Annotated in this window: 24 protein-coding genes; 9 read left to right on the top strand and 15 right to left on the bottom strand. The window is 36.7% G+C overall.

The annotated features are described in order from the left end of the window. Nucleotides 1–226 precede the first annotated feature (226 nt). The 10 genes from MM213_RS16475 to MM213_RS16430 form a co-directional block, all read right to left on the bottom strand. Complete coding sequence (locus tag MM213_RS16475; protein WP_241413999.1) at nucleotides 227–496, bottom strand: ATP-binding cassette domain-containing protein; 270 nt, start codon at nucleotides 494–496, stop codon at nucleotides 227–229. Further along, nucleotides 483–953, bottom strand: a complete 471-nt coding sequence (locus tag MM213_RS16470) for a hypothetical protein (protein WP_241413998.1) — start codon at nucleotides 951–953, stop codon at nucleotides 483–485. The genes MM213_RS16475 and MM213_RS16470 overlap by 14 nt, the downstream gene beginning before the upstream one ends. A 23-nt stretch (nucleotides 954–976) precedes the next feature. Then, nucleotides 977–1,411: a hypothetical protein gene (locus MM213_RS16465; RefSeq protein ID WP_241413997.1), complete on the bottom strand. Its 435-nt coding sequence runs from the start codon at nucleotides 1,409–1,411 to the stop codon at nucleotides 977–979. 266 nt (nucleotides 1,412–1,677) lie between these two features. After that, complete coding sequence (locus tag MM213_RS16460) at nucleotides 1,678–2,583, bottom strand: DUF1684 domain-containing protein (RefSeq protein ID WP_241413996.1); 906 nt, start codon at nucleotides 2,581–2,583, stop codon at nucleotides 1,678–1,680. Between the two features lie 54 nt (nucleotides 2,584–2,637). Continuing rightward, the gene (locus MM213_RS16455) at nucleotides 2,638–3,024 is read right to left on the bottom strand and encodes a hypothetical protein (protein ID WP_241413995.1); all 387 of its coding nucleotides are present in this window, start codon (nucleotides 3,022–3,024) and stop codon (nucleotides 2,638–2,640) included. A 389-nt stretch (nucleotides 3,025–3,413) separates the two neighbouring features. Continuing rightward, a complete protein-coding gene (locus tag MM213_RS16450; protein WP_241413994.1) occupies nucleotides 3,414–4,709 on the bottom strand; it encodes a TRAP transporter large permease in 1,296 nt (431 codons plus the stop codon). A 1-nt stretch (nucleotide 4,710) separates the two neighbouring features. Next, nucleotides 4,711–5,199 (bottom strand): TRAP transporter small permease, encoded by a 489-nt coding sequence (locus MM213_RS16445; protein ID WP_241413993.1) that lies wholly within the window; start codon nucleotides 5,197–5,199, stop codon nucleotides 4,711–4,713. Between the two features lie 33 nt (nucleotides 5,200–5,232). Continuing rightward, nucleotides 5,233–6,213 (bottom strand): TRAP transporter substrate-binding protein, encoded by a 981-nt coding sequence (locus MM213_RS16440; protein ID WP_241413992.1) that lies wholly within the window; start codon nucleotides 6,211–6,213, stop codon nucleotides 5,233–5,235. 26 nt (nucleotides 6,214–6,239) lie between these two features. Further along, nucleotides 6,240–6,899: a beta/alpha barrel domain-containing protein gene (locus MM213_RS16435; RefSeq protein WP_241413991.1), complete on the bottom strand. Its 660-nt coding sequence runs from the start codon at nucleotides 6,897–6,899 to the stop codon at nucleotides 6,240–6,242. 265 nt (nucleotides 6,900–7,164) lie between these two features. Then, complete coding sequence (locus MM213_RS16430; protein WP_241413990.1) at nucleotides 7,165–8,160, bottom strand: sugar kinase; 996 nt, start codon at nucleotides 8,158–8,160, stop codon at nucleotides 7,165–7,167. Between the two features lie 105 nt (nucleotides 8,161–8,265). Between MM213_RS16430 and MM213_RS16425 the strand changes: the two genes are divergently transcribed. From MM213_RS16425 to MM213_RS16415, 3 genes are all read left to right on the top strand, one after another. Then, a complete protein-coding gene (locus MM213_RS16425; RefSeq protein WP_241413989.1) occupies nucleotides 8,266–9,912 on the top strand; it encodes a UxaA family hydrolase in 1,647 nt (548 codons plus the stop codon). A gap of 344 nt (nucleotides 9,913–10,256) precedes the next feature. Next, a complete protein-coding gene (locus MM213_RS16420) occupies nucleotides 10,257–10,841 on the top strand; it encodes a Crp/Fnr family transcriptional regulator (RefSeq protein WP_241413988.1) in 585 nt (194 codons plus the stop codon). A gap of 64 nt (nucleotides 10,842–10,905) precedes the next feature. Beyond that, entirely contained in the window at nucleotides 10,906–11,673 is a 768-nt protein-coding gene (locus MM213_RS16415) for a hypothetical protein (protein ID WP_241413987.1), read from the top strand. A 27-nt stretch (nucleotides 11,674–11,700) separates the two neighbouring features. On the opposite strand, the gene MM213_RS16410 is transcribed toward MM213_RS16415, so the two are convergent. The 4 genes from MM213_RS16410 to MM213_RS16395 form a co-directional block, all read right to left on the bottom strand. Beyond that, nucleotides 11,701–12,171 (bottom strand): NUDIX hydrolase, encoded by a 471-nt coding sequence (locus MM213_RS16410; RefSeq protein WP_241413986.1) that lies wholly within the window; start codon nucleotides 12,169–12,171, stop codon nucleotides 11,701–11,703. 222 nt (nucleotides 12,172–12,393) lie between these two features. Then, a complete protein-coding gene (locus MM213_RS16405; RefSeq protein WP_241413985.1) occupies nucleotides 12,394–12,681 on the bottom strand; it encodes a DUF1330 domain-containing protein in 288 nt (95 codons plus the stop codon). A gap of 173 nt (nucleotides 12,682–12,854) precedes the next feature. Further along, nucleotides 12,855–13,289, bottom strand: a complete 435-nt coding sequence (locus tag MM213_RS16400) for a CHY zinc finger protein (RefSeq protein WP_241413984.1) — start codon at nucleotides 13,287–13,289, stop codon at nucleotides 12,855–12,857. 285 nt (nucleotides 13,290–13,574) lie between these two features. Then, entirely contained in the window at nucleotides 13,575–14,033 is a 459-nt protein-coding gene (locus MM213_RS16395) for a phosphatase PAP2 family protein (RefSeq protein WP_241413983.1), read from the bottom strand. Nucleotides 14,034–14,259: 226 nt separating this feature from the next. Here MM213_RS16395 and MM213_RS16390 point away from each other — a divergent pair, with 226 nt between their 5' ends. From MM213_RS16390 to MM213_RS16365, 6 genes are all read left to right on the top strand, one after another. Beyond that, a complete protein-coding gene (locus MM213_RS16390; protein WP_241413982.1) occupies nucleotides 14,260–14,985 on the top strand; it encodes a sterol desaturase family protein in 726 nt (241 codons plus the stop codon). Continuing rightward, the gene (locus MM213_RS16385; protein WP_241413981.1) at nucleotides 14,982–16,832 is read left to right on the top strand and encodes a 3-oxoacyl-[acyl-carrier-protein] synthase III C-terminal domain-containing protein; all 1,851 of its coding nucleotides are present in this window, start codon (nucleotides 14,982–14,984) and stop codon (nucleotides 16,830–16,832) included. The genes MM213_RS16390 and MM213_RS16385 overlap by 4 nt, the downstream gene beginning before the upstream one ends. A 19-nt stretch (nucleotides 16,833–16,851) precedes the next feature. After that, on the top strand, nucleotides 16,852–17,727 hold the full coding sequence (locus MM213_RS16380) for a DUF6999 family protein (RefSeq protein WP_241413980.1): 876 nt from the start codon (nucleotides 16,852–16,854) through the stop codon (nucleotides 17,725–17,727). 555 nt (nucleotides 17,728–18,282) lie between these two features. Continuing rightward, entirely contained in the window at nucleotides 18,283–18,519 is a 237-nt protein-coding gene (locus MM213_RS16375; RefSeq protein ID WP_241413979.1) for a hypothetical protein, read from the top strand. Between the two features lie 35 nt (nucleotides 18,520–18,554). Then, nucleotides 18,555–19,091 (top strand): hypothetical protein, encoded by a 537-nt coding sequence (locus MM213_RS16370; RefSeq protein WP_241413978.1) that lies wholly within the window; start codon nucleotides 18,555–18,557, stop codon nucleotides 19,089–19,091. Between the two features lie 476 nt (nucleotides 19,092–19,567). Further along, on the top strand, nucleotides 19,568–19,987 hold the full coding sequence (locus MM213_RS16365; RefSeq protein WP_241413977.1) for a DoxX family protein: 420 nt from the start codon (nucleotides 19,568–19,570) through the stop codon (nucleotides 19,985–19,987). Between the two features lie 106 nt (nucleotides 19,988–20,093). Here the strand turns inward: MM213_RS16365 and MM213_RS16360 are convergent, their stop codons facing one another. After that, nucleotides 20,094–21,959 (bottom strand): glycoside hydrolase family 2 protein, encoded by a 1,866-nt coding sequence (locus MM213_RS16360; RefSeq protein ID WP_241413976.1) that lies wholly within the window; start codon nucleotides 21,957–21,959, stop codon nucleotides 20,094–20,096. Nucleotides 21,960–22,040 lie beyond the last annotated feature (81 nt).

The following is a 22,040-nucleotide window of genomic DNA, read 5'->3' as shown; positions in this document are numbered from 1 at the left end:
CCAGCCATAGGATTATAATTAGCGGTTATCTAAAGTGTCCGCTAAAAAAACCAAAACCATTAATCAGAGGGGTCAATATGCTCCGGAATTTTGACCAAAGGGGGTCAACATGATCCGGAATCTTTATCAAATTCTTGCTTTAGGGGGTCAATATCCGCCGGAATGTCAGTCGAATCTGGCCAATCAGGCCACTTTCACTAAACAAAAACATTCCGATTCTGAGGGGTCAACATGCTCCGGAATATCCACCAGTGATTCTTTTAAAGAAAAATGGCTCAGTAGGTAAATAAGCTATTCTTCTCTTATCAAAATTTTCAGGAATTGAGATTAGCCCTTCATATTTCTCTATACCAACCAAACATTTGATAAATGTTGACTTCCCAGCACCATTTCTACCAATGATTCCGTGGATCATTCTTTCTTTGAAAGACCAAGAAATATTATTGAGAACATCTTTTCCCCCAAATTTTTTACACACATTTTTAAGAATGATCATAATGAAAAAGGTGCTTAATATTTGAAATAGCCTTATAATAAAAGATTGGAAATGTAATTAATGAAATTGGGAAGAATATAACAGAAATTGCCACTATAGTACCTTGCACGATACCAATCTCTTGAGGACAAGAAGCATATTTTGCCAAGACAACCAAACCTATGAATAACATCCCCAATATCAAAAAAACTAAAAATTCAATGTTCAATCCAAGTTTCAAAGTAATAATCAAAAACATTGGAAGCACCAATGACAATGTCAAAAATAAAGATTCCAAAACTTTCTTAAATAGAAAATCCTGAACTGATCTAACTTCAATTCTCAAATAACTTGAATCCTCTATATTTGATGAATAGAATGTCGATATCAAAGCAAACATTCCCAAAAAAGAAATAATGCTAAACTCATATAGCCAAGAATAATCAATAACTAAAACAGATAGATAAAGAGAAATCAATACCAGAATATTTTTTCTAAATCCTATCTGAAACTCAAAAGGATATTTAAAATAAGGTGTTGAGCTTTTTTTATACTAAAAAGTTCAAATCTAAAAAATGCATATATAAATGGAATAATTAAAACAAAAAATGACTCAAGATAATATCCATGGTAAACTACCCCAATAAAAAATGGTAAACATATCAAGCCATTTTCTACCAATCTAATCTTAATATTTTTACTTGTACCATAAATCATCTCAAGAAAAGATGATTTTTCAAAATTCACTCTTGATTGTAAAGTAAAAATCAGAGATGCTAAATAAATATATTGAGGAAAATAAAAATGCGTAAAATTAGAATATGATGCAAATATGAAAACTAAGGTTGAAAAGAGAAATCCAAAAATTGGGTTAATTCCCATTTCTCTAAATTTTCTAGAAATTGAAAATAATTCAATTTTGAGATATTCAATCATTGCAATAATTAATCTAACTTCAAAAAACAAAGAACTAATATACAAAAATATTTAACCTATAGCACTTACGAGCTTTATGAATTTAGTTGGATACATTCGTTTTGCTCAAAATAAATAAAACTGATAATAAAGACTATACAAAACTAATTCATGCCTTTACACTTACTTAAATAAAGCTCTTCTTCCAACTCTAATTCCTCGTAGCTTTCTCCCGCAATTCTGCGGGACAGGTTCTGCACCTCAGCAAACCTTTGCGAGCCTACATTTTATTTCCCCCAATTCTTCTCCCCTGCCTCTATCGCAAGCTCCAAAATATTCTGACGCGGTGGCAATGGACAGGTAGCAAAAGGAGTGAAAACACAAGGTGGGTTATAAGCTTTATTGAAGTCCAAAATCACAATGCCATTTTCATCGGCCTTCTGGGTATAGAGATAACGGCCTCCCCCGTATGTCTCAGCACCACTTGTGCCGTCAGCAAAGATCAAAAACAATTGATCTCCTTCTTCCAAAGCATCAATATTATATACCCTACCTTCAAACCCAAAGCTTAAATACCCTACTGATTTGGCAGCATAAGTTTGTCCCAAAACATTGGAAATTGGAATCTCTTTGGCAGGTTCATAAGGGATGAATTTTGCCTCAAATCTCCATTCTTTGTCAACTGGAAATCTATCAATCCCATGAAAATCACGAATCGTTTCTGACTCAAGGTCTCTCAACCTCAACCCGATCAAGTCCGATCTTTGCAATACATTTGCTCGAAATTGATTAAAGGAAATAGTAGGTGAGAAATTCATCTCAGGATCAAAAACCAAGGATTTTTCTGAAATTGATTCATTTCCAATCTGAATTCCATCTATCTCAGGATCAAAATACACTTGCTCAGCTACTCTCTCAAATGTCCCAAAAAACAAAGGAAAACCCTCTCCATCTACCAATAATTCAAAGCCTTCTTCAGTTCCTAGCCTGTTGGTATCTTGCTCAAACCAATACAAGCCAATCAAGTTCAACCAACCATTTTCTGATTTCAAAGATTCTATCCGATTATTATACCAGTTTTCTACTTCCTCCAAATGCGCTTCCTCTGTAATCGAATAGTGCAATTCCTTTTCTTTTTGACAAGAAGAAATAATGAAAGTCAATATAAATAAACCTGATAAGTACTGCTTCATAGATGAATTGAATTGCTAAAATTGATGATAAATTTATTGATGACTTCCCCGCTCTTAAACTTCCCGACCAGAAATTTCATTCTTTATAAAATCCTCAAACTTCCGAACTTCCAATGTATCTAACATTGTCCTTCGTAATTTTATTTTCGATTTCTCAGATTTTAAAATCAGAACATTATCTATTTTCTCGATAGTTTGCACTTCATCCATATCCATTTTCTTTTTGAAAAGGCTATGTTTGATAATTGTCTTTCCCACTATCTCAACATAAGGGATTTTGATTGAATAAAGTCCTGCCGCGATCCCTGCTAAACCAATTATTATCTGTGGAAATGCCGTAAACTTAGGGTAATCTGTAAATAGCCCAATCAGGCCAAATACAACCTGAAGAGCAGAGAAAAAAATCAAAACCTTATAAGAGTACTTGTCATAAATTTTCATAGGCTTTACATTGATCAAAGGAAGGTGTTTTTCTGAACTATCTATGCAATATAAGAAAATACTTATCCAAAATCTTAAGAAATTATAGAACAGAGATTGAACGGATTTGCTAGAGAATCACAGGTTATAAAAAATGAACATGGATTTACCGAACTTTGCCACTTACTAAATAAATGCCTGATTTAGTTTAAATCCGATAATAATTGATATTAGAAACTATTTAAATTAATTAATGGACTGATAACTAATCATCAAATAACTCTTGAGTGCTACACTAAGGCTCTCAAAAGTGAGGTAAATAACGATTATCCATGGTAAACTGAAAAAAAGGCTGACCACCGGCCAGCCTCTTATTTCATTTATTAACCATTAATTCAACAATTAAAATCTTATAATCCAAACAACCTTGGAAGCCATAAAGTCAAACCAGGCCATAAAGTAATCACGATCAATCCCAATATCATTGCTATAAAGAAAGGAATCAAAGGTTTGACGACTTTCTCGATACTGGTCTGGGCGACACCCACTCCTATAAAGAGCACCGAGCCTACAGGTGGGGTACACAAACCAATACAAAGATTCAAAATCATGATGATTCCAAAATGCACAGGATCTATTCCCAAAGCTGTAACTATAGGCAAGAATATCGGTGTAAAAATCAATACCGCCGGAGTCATGTCCATGAATATCCCAACAAATAAAAGCAAGATGTTGATCAGTAGAAGAATCACGAAGATATTATCACTGATAGACAACAAGGATTCTGAAATCGACTGGGGAATGTCTTCACTTGACATTACCCAAGACATACTCATGGATGTAGCGATCAAAAGCATCACAACTGCTGTAGTCTCAGAAGATTTTAGCAAAATGGAAGGAAGTTCTTTCCATTTCAATTCTCTATAGAAAAATGAAAGCGCCAAAGTGTAAATCACTGCAATAGCAGAGGCTTCAGTGGCAGTAAAAATACCACCTACAATTCCTCCCATCACTACGACCAATAGCATCAAGCTAGGAAGCGCTCTTAGAAACTTGCTCGTCAATTCTTTTAATGTAGTCGCTTGACCTCCTGGAAGATTTTTTCTTTTCACAAATACTGCTGCTGTCAACATCAACAATAAACCAATGAAAATCCCTGGGACATATCCTGCCACAAAAAGTGCAGCTATCGAAACTCCACCGGATGCCAAAGAGTAAACTATCAAAATGTTTGAAGGAGGAATGATCAATCCTGTCGTCGAAGCAGTAATGTTTACAGCTGCACCCAACTCTTTTGGATAACCTTCATTCTCCATTCTTTTTCCCAAAATCCCACCAATGGCAGAAGCTGCCGCCGCCGCAGAACCAGCTATTGCACCAAATAACATGGCCGCAATTACGTTTACATAAAGCAAGCCTCCTGGAAGCCTTCCTGTAATAGCTTTGGCCAATTCTATCAATCGGTTGGCAATTCCTCCCCGATTCATGATTTCACCTGCCAAGACAAAAAATGGAATGGCCAATAACGAGAAACTATCCAACCCTGTGCCCATTCTCTGGGCTATGGTAGTAGCTGATGGACCAGCAGCCACCGAAACCATCAAGGTCACAAGACTTGACAAACCCAAGCTCCATGCTACAGGCATTCCTATCGCCATCAATGTGACAAATGTCAATACAAGAATTATTATACTTATATACTCCATCTTAAACGTCGTTTTGGGTTTTGATCAAATGAAAAATTGCAGCTATTTGATAGTAAACCACCAAAATACCGCTTGCCGGAATGATCCCGTAGATGTAAGCCAAAGGAATCTGTAAAGTTGCAGACTTTTGACCCAACATATAGGTGATATAAACCAAGTTGCTACCTCCTAGGATCATCGCTGTTATCGCAAAAACCATGATGAGCACATTGATTAGGATCTGCAGTTTCATCTTCGCTTTTCCTTCCAATTTTCTCAAAACAATGTCTATTGCCAAATGTTGATTTTGGCCAGCTACGTACGCTGCACCCAACATTCCGAGCCAGATCAGCATGTAGCGTGAAAGCTCATCTGTGAAAGAGGAAGGATTTTGAAAAATATATCTTGATAAAACCTGCCAAGTAACATTCAAAACCATCGACCCCATCAAAACGATCAGGAGCCAAGAGATGATTTTATCTAAATTCTGTTTGTATTCTATGCTAAACATTTTTCTAATAGGTCTTGGGTTTTGAGGTTTGATTTAAGGTTGTTTCCTGATTTGATCTACAACTGAGTACAACTCCGGTTGAGTCACTTTCAAATCATCATACATACTTTCTACAGACGCCCTGAATTCATCCTGCTCTGGATAGACTATCGTAACTCCAGCTTTTTCCATTTCTGCCAAAGACTCCTCTACTGCTTCTGCCCAAATCTTGTATTGGAATTCAGCTGATTCATCTGATGCTTCTTGAAGCCATTGCTTTTCTTGGTCAGAAAGCAAATTCCAAACTTTGGTACTGATGATCATGATATCCGGTACGGCAGTATGTTCATTGATAGAATAGAACTTACAAACTTCATAATGTCTGGAAGTGTACAAACTTGGGGGATTGTTCTCAGCTCCATCCACGATTCCTTGCTGAAGTGCTGTGTATAACTCTCCATAAGAAACTGGCGTAGGAGAACCTCCAAAATTCTTGACCATATTGATAGCCGTATTGCTTTCCATCACCCGGATTTTCAAACTTTTCAAATCATCTGGCGATTCAACAGGTTTGGATTTGGTATAAAAACTCCTTTTTCCCGCATCATAATAACACAAACCTCTCAACCAAAAATCTTCACCATCAAGCAAAAGCTGTTTTCCTATTGGACCTTTTAAGACATGATCCCTATGTTCATCATTTTTGAACAGGTAGGGCATGCTAAATACTTGAAGCTTTGGAGCAAAACTTTCCATTACAGCAGAGGAGACTTTAGTCATTCCCAAGCTCCCAATTTGTAACAGTTCCACCAATTCCCTTTCAGATCCAAGTTGTTGGTTGGGGTAGATTTTGATGATCATTTCGCCATTGGACTTTTCTTTGACCCTATCGGCCAAAAACACCATTGCTTCATGAACAGGATGGGTGACTCCCAACCCATGTCCAAGTTTGATCACCCTCACTCCTCCCGGACCCTTGCAGGCAGAGAGAAAAAAGAATGAAATAGCGATTATGTAAAATATTCTAAATTTCATTTGAAAGCAATTTTGGGTTGTATCAGTTATGATCTAATGGTTTTAATCAATGCAATTGTAGCATTTATTTTTTCCTGAAGTATCTCGTACTGTCCCGATTCTATTATTTTTTTATCAAAAAGTTGGGAGCCCATACCTACGCAATGAACTCCAGAAGCAAACCATTCTGACAAATTTTCTTCTGTTGGTTCCACACCACCCGTAGGCATCATTTTCACAGCTGGCATGATTGATTTTACAGCTTTTATAAATCCCGCTCCTAGAAGGTTCCCCGGAAAAGCTTTGACTAGTTTGGCACCATAACTTTTAGCCTGAAATACTTCTGATACCGTAGCACATCCAGGTACCCAAAGCATTCCTTTCATATTACAGAAATGCGCCACCTCCGGGATCAGTGCTGGAGAAACTATAAAATCTGCTCCTGCAAAATTGAATCTTTGCGCATCGGATACCGTAAATATCGTCCCAATACCCAAGTACAGACCTTCAAATTGCTCACTGTATATTTTTAAGGCCTTGAATACTTCAAAAGCATTTTCTTCTCTATTGGTAAACTCAAAAACTCTTACTCCTGCCTCATAGGCCGATTTCAAAACTGATTTGGAAACTTCAATGTCCTTATGGTTGAATACAGGGATCATTCCTGTGTCTGTCATGGCTTGAAGGATGGTGTTGTGTTGGTTCATTTGTATTGTAGATTTATGATTGTAGATTTTAGTCCAGATAGCTATCGGGAAGATTTTGGTATTGTAAGATTTGAAGATTGAAAGATTTGAAAATTACAAGATTGGTAAATTGTTGTAAATGCTTGTCCGCCGTGGAGGATTATAAGGTTTGAAAGTTGGAATGTTTTAAGGTTGGCACTGCTCTTTCACCCTTTCTAATTCCTCCTTCATCCTTCCTAATTCACCCTTCCTAATTCCTCCTTCATCCTTCCTAATTCATCCTTTCCTACCTCAGCAGTTTTCCAACATTTTCACCTTTCACGAGTGATTTGACTTCGGCTAGGCTTACCAGATTGGCATCTCCAGGGATGCTGTGCTTCAACACGGATGCTGCTACTCCAAACTCCAAAGCTTCTTCATCAGAAAGATGGAGCAATCCATAGATCAATCCTGCCATATACGCATCCCCGCCACCTACTCTATCTACAATATGCGACATTTCGTAAATTTGTGAAGTCAACAAATTCTCCCCATCCCAAAGCACTGCATATAATTCATTCACTGATGCTGAAATCGAATTTCTCTCTGTTGTAGTTATATATTTGATTTGAGGAAAATCAGCCTTCGCTTTTTCACAAGCTGCCAAGTAATCCTCTGCTTTGATTCCCATACAATTTTCAAAATCAGCCAATCCAGCAACAATGACTTGTGTGTGTTTGATCAACTCAGGCATAACATCAAGAGGACCTTTGCCATACTGCCAAAGGTTTCTTCTATAATTGATATCCCCGCTTACCATCATCCCCCTTTTGCTGGCAGCTTCCAAAGCCTTCAAGGTAAGATCTGCAGCTTTCTGTGAAAGTGCAGGTGTAATTCCTGTCCAATGAAACCAATCAGCTCCATCAAATACCTGATCCCAATTAATTTCTGCCCCATCAAAATTCGCAAAAGCAGAATCAAAACGGTCATAAACTATTTTTGAAGCTCTTTGCATGGCGCCATTTTCGAGAAAATAAAGACCCATTCTTCCTTCGGCTGTATAAATGTAATCAATTCCTACCCCTACCTGTCTCAGGTAGTTGGTTGCAGCTTTTCCCAAATCATGATCAGGAAAAGCGGTCACATGATATGCATCAACACCCCATTGGGCTAGGGATACAGACACATTGGCCTCTGCTCCCCCATAGACGATTTGAAATTGGTCAGCTTGCAAAAAACGCTCATTTCCTGGTGTACTGAGGCGCATCATCACTTCCCCCAGTGTAATTACCTTTTTAGTCATTTTGTAAATTTATTTCCAATGGTAAATTAATGGCTTATATTTTCTTTTTTGAAATTCTTTTGCCTAAATTGTGCAATCGATTGCGCAATATAAACAAAATAATCAATGAACCATAAGTTTTTACAAATTCATCCACAAGACAATGTACTTGTCGCACTTACCGACTTGACACTTGGTGATGTAATAGAATTTGAAGGTAAATCTATCACTTTAAAAGAAAGTATCCCAGCCAAACATAAGTTTGCTTTGAGCAAATTAGAGGAAGGGGATTATGTCTATATGTATGGATCCGTAGTAGGCAAAGCTGTATCAATCATTCCTGAAGGTGGAGTCCTTACTACTGCCAATGTGAAGCATGAAGCCAATTCCTTCAGCGAAAAGACTGAAACAACAGGATGGACCAAACCTGATTTTAGCAGGTTTGAAGGACGTACTTTCAAAGGCTTCCATCGCAAAGATGGTCAGGTCGGGACTGCCAATTATTGGATAGTGGTACCACTTGTATTTTGTGAAAACAGAAACGTGGAAGTCATCAAGCAAGCATTTATTGATGAGCTTGGTTTTGGCAAACCAAATCCATTCAAAAATCTTGTGCAACAAATGGCGGAATTGTACAAATCAGGAAAAAAAGAACAGATTGAGACATTGGTGGTGGATGAAATCATCCAAGAAAGAGAACCAAAACTGTTCAAAAACATCGATGGTATAAAATTTTTGACCCATCAAGGCGGTTGTGGTGGAATCAGGCAGGACTCTGATATGCTCTGTGCACTTTTGGCAGGATACATCAATAATCCAAATGTTGCAGGAGCTACTATTTTGAGTTTAGGATGCCAAAATGCACAGCCAGCAATACTCCAAGAAAGACTTGCTAGAATAAACCCAAATTTGGATAAGCCAGTGATCCTTCTGGAACAACAGAGAGAAGGCACCGAAAACAACTTGCTTTCTCAAGCAATCAAGCAAACTTTCATTGCAATGGCCGAAGCAGACCAGCAAGAGAGGCAGGAAGCTCCATTAAGCAAACTGACAATTGGTTTGGAATGCGGTGGTTCTGATGGTTTTTCGGGTATTTCGGCAAACCCAGCCGTTGGCCATGTATCTGATTTGATTGTAGCTTTGGGAGGGAAATCAATCCTTTCAGAATTCCCTGAGCTCTGTGGTGTCGAACAAGAATTGATCAACAGATGTGTAAACAATGAAATTGCATCAAAATTCAGCAAACTGATGGTGGATTATGCCGCTTCTGCCGAGGCAGTAGGTTCAGGATTTGATATGAATCCTTCTCCTGGAAATATCAAAGATGGTCTGATCACAGATGCCATGAAATCTTCGGGAGCAGCCAAAAAAGGTGGCACTTCTCCTGTGGTAGATGTACTTGATTATGCAGAATATGTTACCAAACCAGGTCTAAATCTTTTGTGTACTCCAGGAAATGACGTAGAAAGCACTACAGCAATGGCTGGTTCGGGTGCCAATATCATCCTATTCACAACAGGACTAGGCACACCTACTGGAAATCCTATCACTCCAGTGATCAAAGTTTCCTCCAATACAAAATTGGCCAATAGAATGCCAGACATTATAGATGTAGATACGGGTGGAATTATCTCTGGAGATAAAACTATCCCTGAAATGGGAGAAGAAATGCTCGAGTACATCATCAAAGTAGCCAGTGGAGAGATCAAATCCAAAGCCCAACTCCTAGATCAGGATGATTTTATTCCTTGGAAAAGAGGGGTTTCATTGTAGATTTTAGATTGTAGAATTTAGATTTTAGATTGGCTTTGGAATAGCAATGGGCTGAGGCTTTAAGGAGTCTCAGCTTTTGTATTTTGAAGTTGGAGGGATGAAAGCTTGCCAAATAGAATTTCAGGGGATGAACCATGTGACCTTTGAGTGCACCATGGCTTACTTGCAAGTCTTCACCTTCAGTTTGGAATAATTTTCCTGTCTTGGAATTGCATCTATTTAGATTTAGAGGTATCACAGAAAAGTGTCAAGTGAAAGTGGGTTGATACTGGATGGGTGTAATTTGGAATCTTAGCTTTTTTTATTGAATTTTCTTGAAGAATCTAAAATACTCTCCTATCAAAATGATCGATAAACTGAAAGCATATTGTAGCCGATTTGTACCTTTGATTGACAAAGAGCTTGATTTAATTGATGAATATTTTGAAATCAGGGTAATCAAGAAAAAAGACTTTTTGCTTCAAGATGGAAAAGTTTGTGATTTCATTGGTTTTTTGGCAGACGGTACTATCAGGCATTTTCATATTAAAGATGGAAATGAAAAAACCTGCGATATATCTTTTGAGAATTCTTGGATAACAGATTTTCAAAGTTTTACAAACAACACTCCTTGTATTATGAATTTTCAGGCAATGGAGGAAGCAACTGTATTCGTAATCCAAAAAGATAAACTTCATAACATCTATCGCGAATGCAGTAAATATGAAACCTTTGGCAGGCTGATGGCTGAACAAGTTGCACAAAGAGCAACAGAGATTGCCATGTCCCTTTCTTCAGAAAAACCGGAAGAAAGATTTCAAAAGCTTTTGAAAAACCAACCTGATTTATTCCAAAAAGTACCTCAAAAATACATAGCCAATTTTCTGGGAATAAGTCCAGAAAGTTTGAGCAGAATCCAAAGAAGAATTCACAATAAACAAAAATCTTAACTTAAGTCATCGTCTTTACAAGCTTTGTAATTGCAAATTTGTATTTCTAAAAAGTTCCTAAAAAATGAAATACAGATTATTCACCTTAACGATTTTAGCAATGACAATAATAAGCAGTTTGACAGCCCAAGAACTAGATATTAAAAAAGTTAAATTTTATGAACATCAATTAGACGATGTAATGGAGTTGATTGATGTTGAGGAATTGAAATCAAAACTCAAAGAGGTTGAGTTGCAATTTGAAAAAGATCCTTCAGAGATAAACAAAACAAGGCTAGGAATCATATACCATGAAACAGCACTAAATCTTGGATTTCTCTCAAAAACGAGCTTCAAAGGTTATTCAAAAAAAAGTTATGATGTATTGAGCGAAATTTACCTTGACAACAAAACCACCAGAGAATTATTGCCCTTTATCACATCTTATCGTGCTTCTGCTCTTTCATTGCTCGGAGGAGAAACAATGAAACTAGGTTTGGTGGGTGATTCTTTCAAGTTGTTTGAAGAGAGTATAGCCATGTATGGTGAAGTCAGCTATTCACCCGAATTCTTAAGGGGAAGTGTTGCTGAAAATTTGCCTTGGTTTTTCTTTTCGAAAAGAAAATTTGCGAAAATAGATATGCAATCCATTATTTATAAGCAAAATAAAAACAGTGATTATGCCAATTGGAAAATCATGAGTTTTGTCTATTGGGCTTGGGCGAATCAAAGACAGGAAAATAGATACAGATCCCAAGCGCTGACCTATTTAGAAAAAGCCATTGAATTGGATCCAAATTATAAGGCTGGAAGGCAAAGAGCCGAAGAGTTAAAAGCTAAGTTGAATAAATGAAAAATTCAATTTGCCCAATTGTGAGAATTACTGATATTTTCTGAATGCTTGCAAGGCGCACATAGTTCCTTGGTCCCAAAGCAACTCTTGCTTATCAAGCATTTCTTGAAATCCCGTCAGATTAACCCATTTGACTGCTGTAATAAAATCTGTATCAGGATTCTCTGGCGGATTATCCATAATCATCGGATTCTCAGCAATAAAATAATGAATTGGTCTATTGCCAAAGACTCGCTCTGACGAGTAAAGATGATAAAATACTGATGATTCCATTGATACTTCTTCTGCTAATTCTTCAATAGCATGGGTAATGATGTCTTTGTCAACCTTATCCACTCCTCCACTTACAAACTTCCAGAATTTCCTATCGTAGGTGTGGATATATTCTTGAATCAAAAAAATCTCTCTGGTTTCGGTGTTAAAAGGAAAAACAATTACAACCTCACGATCTTTTTTATTTGGCTTTTCAACCAACTTTTTCTCAATAGACTCTAGCATTTTCTAAAAGTGGTATTCAATTGACTATCAACTATTTTTTCAGCATGCAAAAGTAGGGAAATTAAATGGTAATTATAAGTACAAACTCAAAGTAGATGGACTAAAAAAGGCATCATTCCTGATAAAGATAAAGTCTAAATGGTCACGTTGAATATAAATTACTGCTTTGATCTAATTGTTGTGTAAAAAAAGCAACCAATGCCTCGAACTCCTCTTTCCTAATTATAAACTTTCCACCACCAGCATTTTTCCTTTGGAAGCTTGGAAACGAATATTTTTGGCAATGGTATATTGTTCGGAATGGTACCATTCTTTGGCTCTTTCTACAGATGGGAATTCTAAAACTACCAACCTTTGAGGATTCCATTCCCCTTCGAGGGATTCGGTTTGGGCTCCTCTAACAATGAATTTCCCATCGAATGCCTCTACTGCAGGCAAACTCAACTTCTTATATTCTTCATATATTTCAGGATTATGGATTTCTACTTCTACTAGGACAAGTGCTGGCATGATTGAGTTTTATTTGAGTTTAGAATGCAAATTTAAGATTTCAGGATGTACATTTCGACATATTGAAAAATTTTGTATTTATAATTTCAATTGAAAAATTGTCTCTCCTTTCCATTTGAGCAGCTCTTTTCTCATAGATAAATTACGAGGTTTTGCGGAACTAATAGAGGATATTATCGAGGCTCAGTAACTTCAAAGTACAAATGGTAATGATTGCTACATCCAGGATTGAAGCTGGCTTTGCAATTTGGGCATGTGTTATCTGAATCCATATATTCTTTGACGCTGAGTTCCTTGGCGCAAACACCGCATAAGATCGCTTTTTGGTCAAATTCAGATTTAGGCCAAACTTCATGCTTGTGATCAGCTTCCTCTTCATGGCAAGAGAAACACGGATAATATTTCTCACAACATTTAAACTTAATAGCAATAACATCCAATTGAGAATGCCAATGTACACAGCGTGTTTGTTTATCGACTGATTTTCCAAAAACCCTCACCTTCCCAACTTCAACAAATTTGAATGGGGATTCTACTTTTTCTTGAGCAAAAGAAGAATTTGAAAAAACAAAAATTATTAAAATGGTAATGTAGAGTTTTGCTTTCATTGATGTTTTACTTTTTCATTAATCCAATACGCTCCACTTAGAGATTCTATTTAGAACGCTGCAAGGTACTACAAACATGAATTTTTTTTAACAGTTTAATAAAAACAAATATTTAAAGATGATCAAACAGTTCACCGTCATCCGACCTCATCTGATTGAAATCAACTTCATACAATCTTATAAATTACTAAGATAACTAAGCTGATATTCAGATTACCTAATTGTAATTCCCAACTTATATTTTCCAACTTGATCATATCAAAAACTTCATGAAAAAATAAAAAATTAAAAAATAGGATGTCTTGCTTTTGTTTGCGCCAAGATAGCTGCGATCAAAAATGCCGTGGCTGTATGTCCTGAAGGAAATGTATTGTAATGTGCAATCTTCACGCCCTCTACCAAGTGCAATGACAAATTTTCAAAAACCAACATCGGACGAGGCGCTCCACGAAAAAGACACTTTTTTGTCAAAAGAATAAACAAAAAATGAATCAATGCCCCCAAACTCAAAGTCAATCCATAGGCTGATTTTTTGAAAAATATTATTGGCAAAAACACCAACAAAATCAACCCATCACCTAAGTGGGTAATATTTTTGAAAAAAGTATCCAAAATTGGGTGATGTAAAGAATTTACCAAGAGGAAAAAGGCTTTGTTGCTGTGATTCAAAACCAAAAGAAAAAATACAATGGTACTGAAAAGCAAGTAAAAGGTAAAAGCAGGGATATCTTTTCGAAATGTCATGAGCTCAAATTCAAATTTCAATACCTTACTATCACTACAAAAATCGTTGAAGAGAATCTAATCGAATTGTTAAGACTAGTTTAATATCAAATAAACCTTCATGTTTGCTCAATAGAAGGATTTAGAGAAGGAATTAAAATTAAAAACATCAAAAAATGATCAATTCAATTTTCTATATTTAACAACGCTCCTTAAATATTTCTCGTCTTGTAGAAAAGTTAACTCAATGGAACTTTTACTGGAAAAAATTTTATATCAACACTCCTATCTCACGCTGTTTGGGTTGACAGTGGTTTATTTTTCTATCCTTTACTTTGGATTGGGCCCATTGTTTCTTCAAACGTGCAAATTCCTCGAAAAAAAGAATATTCTTCAAAAAATCACTGCTAAAAAGATTTCAAAAAAGCAGTTGAATTTTGAAATAAGGCATTCAATCAAATCTATTATTATTTTTGGCTTTTCTGTACTTCCCATTATCTATTTGATACGTGTGGGAGCTATCCAACTTTTGGCAAATACTTGGATAAACATCACTTTAGGTCTCATTATACTAACCTTGTGGAATGAAGTCCATTTTTATGTAGTCCACCGATTGATGCATCAAAAATTGATGATGAAGCATGTCCACTATATACATCACAAATCCACAATTCCAACAGTATATTCAGTTTACAGTTTTCATTGGCTTGAGGCAGCATTGCTCAGCACTATTCCATTGACTATTGTTCCATTTATTCCCTTTTCAATCGTCGCAGTATTTATATATCCTACTGTCAGCATCCTGCTAAACTTTGCTGGTCATTGTAATTATAGGTTTGGGTCTGGAAAAGGAGATAGTTGGCAACTATTTGGAACAGCTCACAATGAACACCATACCAAAGGAAGAAATAACTTTGGTTTTGCATTGAATTTTTTAGACAAATTATTTTCAAAGCCAAACAAGCAACTATGAATGATGTATTTATAACAAGTTCGGGAACCTTTATGCCAAATCAGCCAATTTCCAATGATGAGATCGAAGATTTTTTGGGAAGGATAAATGGCAAAAGCAGTAGAAATAAAGAGCGTGTTTTGAAGCAAAATGGGATCAAAACTCGATATTATGCTTTGAATGAAAACCAAGAGACTACCCATTCTAATGCTCAACTCGCTGTAAAGGCGGTAGAGAACGCACTTCAAAAAAGTAGTTTAAGAGCTGCTGATGTGTCTTTATTGTGCACAGGAACGACACAGGCAGATTTGCCCATTCCAGGATTTGCAAGTATGGTACATGCGGGTTTGGATTTTGAGAGGTGTGAAGTCTCCAGCCATCAAAGTGTCTGTGCGAGTGGGATCATGGCATTGAAGAATGCTTTTTCCCAAATCAAGTCTGGTGAAAAACAAAATGCAGTATGCGTAGGTAGTGAACTCGCCAGTAGGCTTTTCAAAGCTTCTAGATTCGAAGCACAAGGCAGCGATAGTCTTCCCTTTTCTGTGGATTTTTTGAGATGGATGTTATCTGATGGGGCTGGCGCGTTTGTCTTACAAAATCAAAAAAGTGAGACCAACATATCCCTTAAAATCGACTGGATTGATATAAAATCACACGCCAATGAATTCCCTGTTTGCATGTTTACAGGCAAAACGGACAATAAGAATGAAAACGAGCTAACATGGTTGGACTATCCAAGTTATGAGGAAGCTTCAAAAGCTGGAGCCATCAACTTGAGGCAAGACCCAAGGCTTTTGGATAACTTAGTCAAAACAGGAGTTGCCCATTATTTTGAATTGATCAATGATGGGAAAATCAACAGGGAAAAGATTGATTGGTTTTGCTGTCATTATTCCTCGGAGGTGTTTAAAGGACCAATACGTGAATTGATGGAAAAAGGTGGAGGGGAGATTTCCGAAAAGAAATGGTTCAGCAACTTGACTAGTAAAGGAAATACAGGTGCTGCATCGATATTCATTATGCTTGATGAATTGATGTATTCGGGAAAATTAAAACCGGGAGACCAAATCCTTTGCATGGTGCCTGAGAGTGGGCGATTTATTACTACTTTCATGCACCTCACTGTAGCAGGAAATGCTGACCAACACCGAAAGGGGTATGTGCAAAGAGAAATTGAATCTCCGGAATTATTGATTGCCGAAAATGAAACTTCCGAGTGGCTGATCAGAAACTTAGCTCAGGTATGGATCGACTTCGAAACTGAATTGCTCAAGGTGCCGATAGTTATCAAAATCCATGATGGAAATTTGAGTCTCGTTGATTACAAGCTACTTTTGACTGATCTCCGACAACAGGTAATAGACGGTTCGCAATGGATCTCCCGTGCCGCTTCCAATATTGACATTGATCTATTTGAACTGCGTTCTGCATTTATCAAACACACTGCCGCAGAGCATAAAGATTATCAGATGTTGGAGAAGAATTTCGGTGCCTTGGGTGAGGATATTGAAAAAATAAGAAGTGGAGAAAAAAATATCGGTTCAGTAGCCTTGACTTCATTTATGTTTCAGCAAGCCAGCAAACCAAATCCTATTGACTTACTAGGTGCAATGTTTATCATCGAAGGAATTGGAAAACGCCTAGCTGGATATTGGGGAAGGATGATTCAGGATCAACTCAATCTGCATGATGATCAGGTGTCTTTTTTTACTTATCATGGGGTAGCCGATGAAAATCATTTCCATAATTTGGAAAAAGCATTGGATCATCCACGGATGAATCTTGAATTGGCAAAAAAGATTGTAAAAACAGCCAAAACAACTGCAAAACTATATGTAATGCAGTTGGAAGAATTGGGAAATTATTAAGTTTATCAAACAAATAAATATGGATTATTCAACCCACGACGAAAGAGACCCTAACCCTTGGTTAGCCCTGTATCTTGACGATAGCATTCCGATAAATCCAAAGACCAAGCTGGCTTTGATGCGGGACAATTCATCAAAATCTGTCAGATACTTATTGCCATTTATTCAGATATGGTCCAAAGTAGCCATGTTTTTTATTCATGTATTTAAATACTTTTTACCAAGAGGTTTCAATTCTTCAAAAGTTCTGCACCGAATACTCGCCTGGGGACTAAAAAACTTCGTAAGCCCTGATGCCAACTTGCTTATTTTCCGTCATTTTCATGTGGGGACAGAAATACTTCAATTTATTGCAGGAAATATACCCGGTGTAGAACTAGTAGGAAACCCATTGAAACCGAAGGATTTTGAAAGTATCAAGGATGACTTATTTCTAAAACATGATTTAAATCTTTACAATTTTGTCATTAACCTAAACAGGCAACTAAAAGAAAATAACCTGACTATCCGACCTCCAGAAAAAATCAACTTAGATATGATCACAGAAGATCAATTTGACCATATAGCGTTTCCGAAAAAATGGACAAACATTCTGGATTTGAGATCTGCTATTGAACTATTTACTCCTTTTTATCAGCTATTTTTGACTTCCAATGACTTTATCCGTGCATCAAACTCCCTGCAACTGGACGAAACCATCGCCATTTACACTTCTCAAATCCTTTCCTCTCCTGCACATCTGGGGTTGGTGAACAACAAGCACCCGATGGTCCCTGTAAGCACCTACAGTGCTGCATACAGATTGGTTTTGCATGGATTAGCCGCTGAAACCCTTCATGAGATTTTGGTAAAAATGAAGCTCACCAAAATCAAAGATGGAATTATTGTAACCTAATCAAATCCTAGCATCACCCTCCTATTCCATTCTCAACTTTTCGATTTCTGAAAAATCAATCGTTTTTGATGGATCAAAATGAATCAAAGAGAACTCTCTTCTTAAATTACTGATATCATTCCTTATATACATTTCAATGTTTTTGACTAAGGTAAAATAGTGGAAACACTTATAAATTGTATTTTATATAAAATTCAAAATAACCCCTGAAAAAAACTTTTTAGATAAAAACAAAATAAGGAAACCTAAAATTAATTGTAGTGGCATTTCCTGAATTTGGGGTTTTATTTCCCAGCTTTATTTTTTGAAATCAATTTATATCTAGAAAAGTTGATCAATGGGATCAAGAGTTATAAGCTTAGAAAGTGAAGGGGAAAATCATTTTTTCATAAAAATTCAGCTTTAACGTATCATTTTGAGCATTTTTTCAAAAGCAATTTTAAAACGCATGAATTCCCTAACCATTATTTTTCTTTAACAAATTTGAATTAAGGATAGTCGGAATAGAAATTGAACAGTTTGTATAAAAAATAATACAAACCAAATAAAATCACCATGCTATATATCAACAACAAACCAACAGGAATTCTACCACTTTTGGCTTTAGCAAAAAAGAAAGATGACGATGTAGATAAAAGATCAAACAGGGACACACCTGGAGAATCTGATGGTGCAAGACCCCCAAGAAAAGAGGAGTACAAAAACAGTGAAGGCAAGAAGAAAAAGAATTCTCCAGAAGGTCGAGATCAAGAGGTAGATAATGAGGAAAAAGATAAAAACCAAAAGAAGTAAATCAATAAATGATAGAAATAAGAATCATAACTTTTATGATAGCGACATTTTTTGGGATCGATAATAGTAATATTTATTCAGAAGCTGTCCAAGTCGAAATTGATCCTGAGAGCAAAACCATCCTTGTTTATCAAAAAGCCTTATTTACTTTCATCAAGGAGAATGATGAAATCCTACTAGTTTTGCAAGAATTGGAAGTTCTGGGAAATCCAAATAGGCAAACTCCTTCTGGAGAAATCTGGAGCAATGAACAGGATATGTATGAATGGGTTGGATTAGATTTGATATCAAACAAAGACGAAGAAAAGCTTGATGCAAAACTTCAACTCAAATATAAAGATGATGAATTTTTACTAGGTATGGGAATAAGCTATTCCGAAAAAGATGAAGCATATACAATGGTAAATTTTGAATCGGACAATATTCAATCAAGTGAAGGCAAATTAAAAGGCAACTATTGGATTTTTAAAGAAAAAATAATTTTCACCATAGAACCTTTTGAAATTGAGCCAAATATACAAGGGGCTAAAAAAATCAATTTATTTCCATTTTGGGAAAAAGTAAAACCTTGATTAGGAGAAGCGAGATACGAGACGTGAGATATGACGCGAGACGTGAGGCGTGAGACACAAGATTTGAGACTTGAGATTTGAGATTTGACATATGAGATGTGAGAGTGAGACAGGACAAAGAAATGAGAAACAAGAAAAGAGACGAGAATCGAGAAGCAAAAATCAAAAGACAAAATTCATTAACCCCGAATGGGGTTAAACTTTAAATAGCCCCGGGTCGCAACCTGGGGATTAATGATGATATAGGAGACAACAACCCCGAAGTGCCTGTCCCGATAATTTCGGGAGGTTGAACTTCTTTAATCTGTCAAGTAAAATCAGGACTCGACATAAACTAGTGACCTTTAAATCAAAAGAAACTTCCTAGGTCTTGAAACTTCCCCAAAGATTTATTTTCAAATAAACATCTATTTGATAGAGATTGAATTTTTGTATATATTTATATTGTATACAATTTAATTTTAAACAATATTAAAATGCACTCATCACCTTTTCAAAAAATCATGAGAATCTTGCTTGGCTTGTTGATGGTACTGGCTGGAATTGGTCATTTGACATTTCAAAGAGAAGAGTTCCAAGCACAAGTACCGAGATGGTTGCCAACTGACCAAGCATTTATGGATTTTGTCGTATTGGCATCAGGAATTGTAGAAATTTCATTGGGGTTAGCAATGATTTTCATTGTCAAATACAGGATAAAAGTAGGAATGGCTCTGGCAATTTTCTTTGTCCTTATATTCCCTGGAAACATCTCCCAATACACCAATGGCATTGATGCCTTTGGTCTAGACACTGACCAAAAACGACTTATTCGTCTATTTTTCCAACCTATTTTGATATTTTTGGCACTTTGGTCAACAGGTGCTTGGAGGTTTCTGATGAAAAAAATTAAATAAATATCCTCAACAAAAAAATCTAATCAGTCTGCTGAAAAATGATGAGTATCCGCAAATTAGAATGCCTCTAGTAAACTAAAGTGCAACATTGCGGATACTCATTTTACTAAAATTCAACTTTCACATCATATAACTTTTCGTTCAAACTTTTTAGCGCAGCTATATCGAATTTGATTACTTTTCGGTCGTAAGTCATCAAGCCATTTACCTCAATTTCTACATCGGTAGTTTGTGTATAAACAGCTGCAGACAAACCTCTTTGGATCAAAGGAATCATTGAGGCCATCAATTCTTTGTATTTTTCTTGAAGTTCTCCCCTGGTTTTAAAACTTTGGTAACCCCAATTATCCTTTTCCTGCCAAGTGTGGCCTTCTACTGGTAAACCTAATCCCCCAAATTCTCCAAGAACAATCACTTGCTCTTTTCCATAAATCTCAGGTTCTGGCATTACAGCATTTGGATAATTGTGCAGGTCAATTATATCTCCTGTGATTTTTGTCCCTTCCATTTCGAAGTTTCCTCCACTTGCACTGTTTACCAGTCTTGAAGGGTCATATTCCATTGTCCATTCTGTAATTTCTTTGGTTTTGAACTGCCCCCAAGCCTCATTGAAGGGAACCCAAACTACGATAGATTGAAAATGACTCAATCCATCAATAATTGCTTTCCATTCTTTTTTGAAAATTCCCTCAGATTCTTTTGTCCTAACTTTGTCTGTACCATGCCCAAGAATCCCAGGTCTTGATTCCCAATTATTACCATGGTCACCATTGGGCATATCTTGCCATACAAGCAAACCTAGTCGATCTGTGTGATAGTACCATCTAGCAGGTTCTACCTTCACATGCTTTCTGATCATATTGAATCCCATTTCTTTGGTCTTCTCTATATCAAAAAGCATTGCCGCTTCTGATGGTGCAGTGTAAAGTCCATCAGGCCACCAGCCTTGGTCAAGTGGACCATACTGAAACAAAAACTCATTATTGAGCATCATTCTTTCTATTCCATTCTGGTCTTTTTCGACACTTATTTTTCTAAGTGCTGAATAACTTTTCACTTGATCCAACACTTTTTTCCCTGATCTGAGCTTGATAGTAACATCATACAAGAAAGGATCGCTGGGAGACCATACCTTTGGATTGTCAATAGTGATTAAGCCATTTTCATTTGCCTTGAACGCGGATCTCCCTACTTCGCTCCCATTTGCTGAGAAAATCACTTCTAGGGTTTGATCCTTATCTGATTTATTGACTTTTGCAGATACTCTGAATGCTCCTTGGTCAAAATCAGGCTGTAATTGCACTTCAGTTAGGTAGCTTGTGGGTACTGATTCAAGCCAGACAGTTTGCCAAATTCCGGTGACAGGGGTGTACCAAATACTGTGAGGTTTCTTCACTTGCTTTCCTCTTGGCTGCGGGCCATCATCTGATGGATCCCAAACCCGAACTGAAAGCTCCTGACTGCTTCCGGATTTCAAAAAATCAGTGATGTCATAGGAAAATGAATCGAAACCACCCTGGTGGATACCTACTTTTTGACCATTGACAAATACCTCTGATTCCCAATCCACAGCTCCAAAATGAAGCAAAACCCTTCCTTTTCTTAATTTTTTATCCAAATCAATCGTTTTGCTGTACCACAGTTCCTGATCTTTCCCTACATTTTTTCCCACCCCTGACAAGCTTGATTCTACAGCAAATGGCACTTTGATCTTGCCTTGATACTGACTAGGCACAGACGTTCCTTTTGCCAAAATTGCATAATCCCATTCTCCGTTGAGATTCACCCAATCGGCTCTTTCCATCTGTGGACGAGGATAATAATCATGGTTCAAACCATCTGATTCTTCAGCCCATGTACTTTGAATAACCGGTTTTGGCAGTTCTTGTGCATTGATTTGCGTGCTAAAACCAAGCCCTAAAACCAATGCAAAAGTCTTTGTCAGAATTTTTCTCCTTTTCTTTTTAAACATAATTATCTGGGTTTATTTTTTATGTGTATCCGCTTTCTTGCACGTAGCCAAACAAAAGATTTTTGGAGGATCGATTTGTGT

Origin of the sequence: Belliella alkalica (assembly GCF_022549785.1) — a bacterium.
Taxonomy (GTDB): domain Bacteria; phylum Bacteroidota; class Bacteroidia; order Cytophagales; family Cyclobacteriaceae; genus Belliella; species Belliella alkalica.
The sequence above is the reverse complement of the archived record's forward strand: the minus strand, read 5'-3'. Positions and strand labels throughout refer to the sequence as shown.

Coding starts and splice junctions, on each gene's coding strand:
- MM213_RS16375 (WP_241413979.1), top strand. CDS start 18,283: ATGCTATATATCAACAACAAACCAACAGGAATTCTACCACTTTTGGCT.
- MM213_RS16475 (WP_241413999.1), bottom strand. CDS start 496: ATGATCATTCTTAAAAATGTGTGTAAAAAATTTGGGGGAAAAGATGTT.
- MM213_RS16390 (WP_241413982.1), top strand. CDS start 14,260: ATGGAACTTTTACTGGAAAAAATTTTATATCAACACTCCTATCTCACG.
- MM213_RS16360 (WP_241413976.1), bottom strand. CDS start 21,959: ATGTTTAAAAAGAAAAGGAGAAAAATTCTGACAAAGACTTTTGCATTG.
- MM213_RS16405 (WP_241413985.1), bottom strand. CDS start 12,681: ATGCCAGCACTTGTCCTAGTAGAAGTAGAAATCCATAATCCTGAAATA.
- MM213_RS16415 (WP_241413987.1), top strand. CDS start 10,906: ATGAAATACAGATTATTCACCTTAACGATTTTAGCAATGACAATAATA.
- MM213_RS16380 (WP_241413980.1), top strand. CDS start 16,852: ATGGATTATTCAACCCACGACGAAAGAGACCCTAACCCTTGGTTAGCC.
- MM213_RS16445 (WP_241413993.1), bottom strand. CDS start 5,199: ATGTTTAGCATAGAATACAAACAGAATTTAGATAAAATCATCTCTTGG.
- MM213_RS16460 (WP_241413996.1), bottom strand. CDS start 2,583: ATGAAGCAGTACTTATCAGGTTTATTTATATTGACTTTCATTATTTCT.
- MM213_RS16465 (WP_241413997.1), bottom strand. CDS start 1,411: ATGATTGAATATCTCAAAATTGAATTATTTTCAATTTCTAGAAAATTT.
- MM213_RS16430 (WP_241413990.1), bottom strand. CDS start 8,160: ATGACTAAAAAGGTAATTACACTGGGGGAAGTGATGATGCGCCTCAGT.
- MM213_RS16385 (WP_241413981.1), top strand. CDS start 14,982: ATGAATGATGTATTTATAACAAGTTCGGGAACCTTTATGCCAAATCAG.
- MM213_RS16365 (WP_241413977.1), top strand. CDS start 19,568: ATGCACTCATCACCTTTTCAAAAAATCATGAGAATCTTGCTTGGCTTG.
- MM213_RS16435 (WP_241413991.1), bottom strand. CDS start 6,899: ATGAACCAACACAACACCATCCTTCAAGCCATGACAGACACAGGAATG.
- MM213_RS16455 (WP_241413995.1), bottom strand. CDS start 3,024: ATGAAAATTTATGACAAGTACTCTTATAAGGTTTTGATTTTTTTCTCT.
- MM213_RS16420 (WP_241413988.1), top strand. CDS start 10,257: ATGATCGATAAACTGAAAGCATATTGTAGCCGATTTGTACCTTTGATT.
- MM213_RS16440 (WP_241413992.1), bottom strand. CDS start 6,213: ATGAAATTTAGAATATTTTACATAATCGCTATTTCATTCTTTTTTCTC.
- MM213_RS16425 (WP_241413989.1), top strand. CDS start 8,266: ATGAACCATAAGTTTTTACAAATTCATCCACAAGACAATGTACTTGTC.
- MM213_RS16410 (WP_241413986.1), bottom strand. CDS start 12,171: ATGCTAGAGTCTATTGAGAAAAAGTTGGTTGAAAAGCCAAATAAAAAA.
- MM213_RS16370 (WP_241413978.1), top strand. CDS start 18,555: ATGATAGCGACATTTTTTGGGATCGATAATAGTAATATTTATTCAGAA.
- MM213_RS16400 (WP_241413984.1), bottom strand. CDS start 13,289: ATGAAAGCAAAACTCTACATTACCATTTTAATAATTTTTGTTTTTTCA.
- MM213_RS16450 (WP_241413994.1), bottom strand. CDS start 4,709: ATGGAGTATATAAGTATAATAATTCTTGTATTGACATTTGTCACATTG.
- MM213_RS16395 (WP_241413983.1), bottom strand. CDS start 14,033: ATGACATTTCGAAAAGATATCCCTGCTTTTACCTTTTACTTGCTTTTC.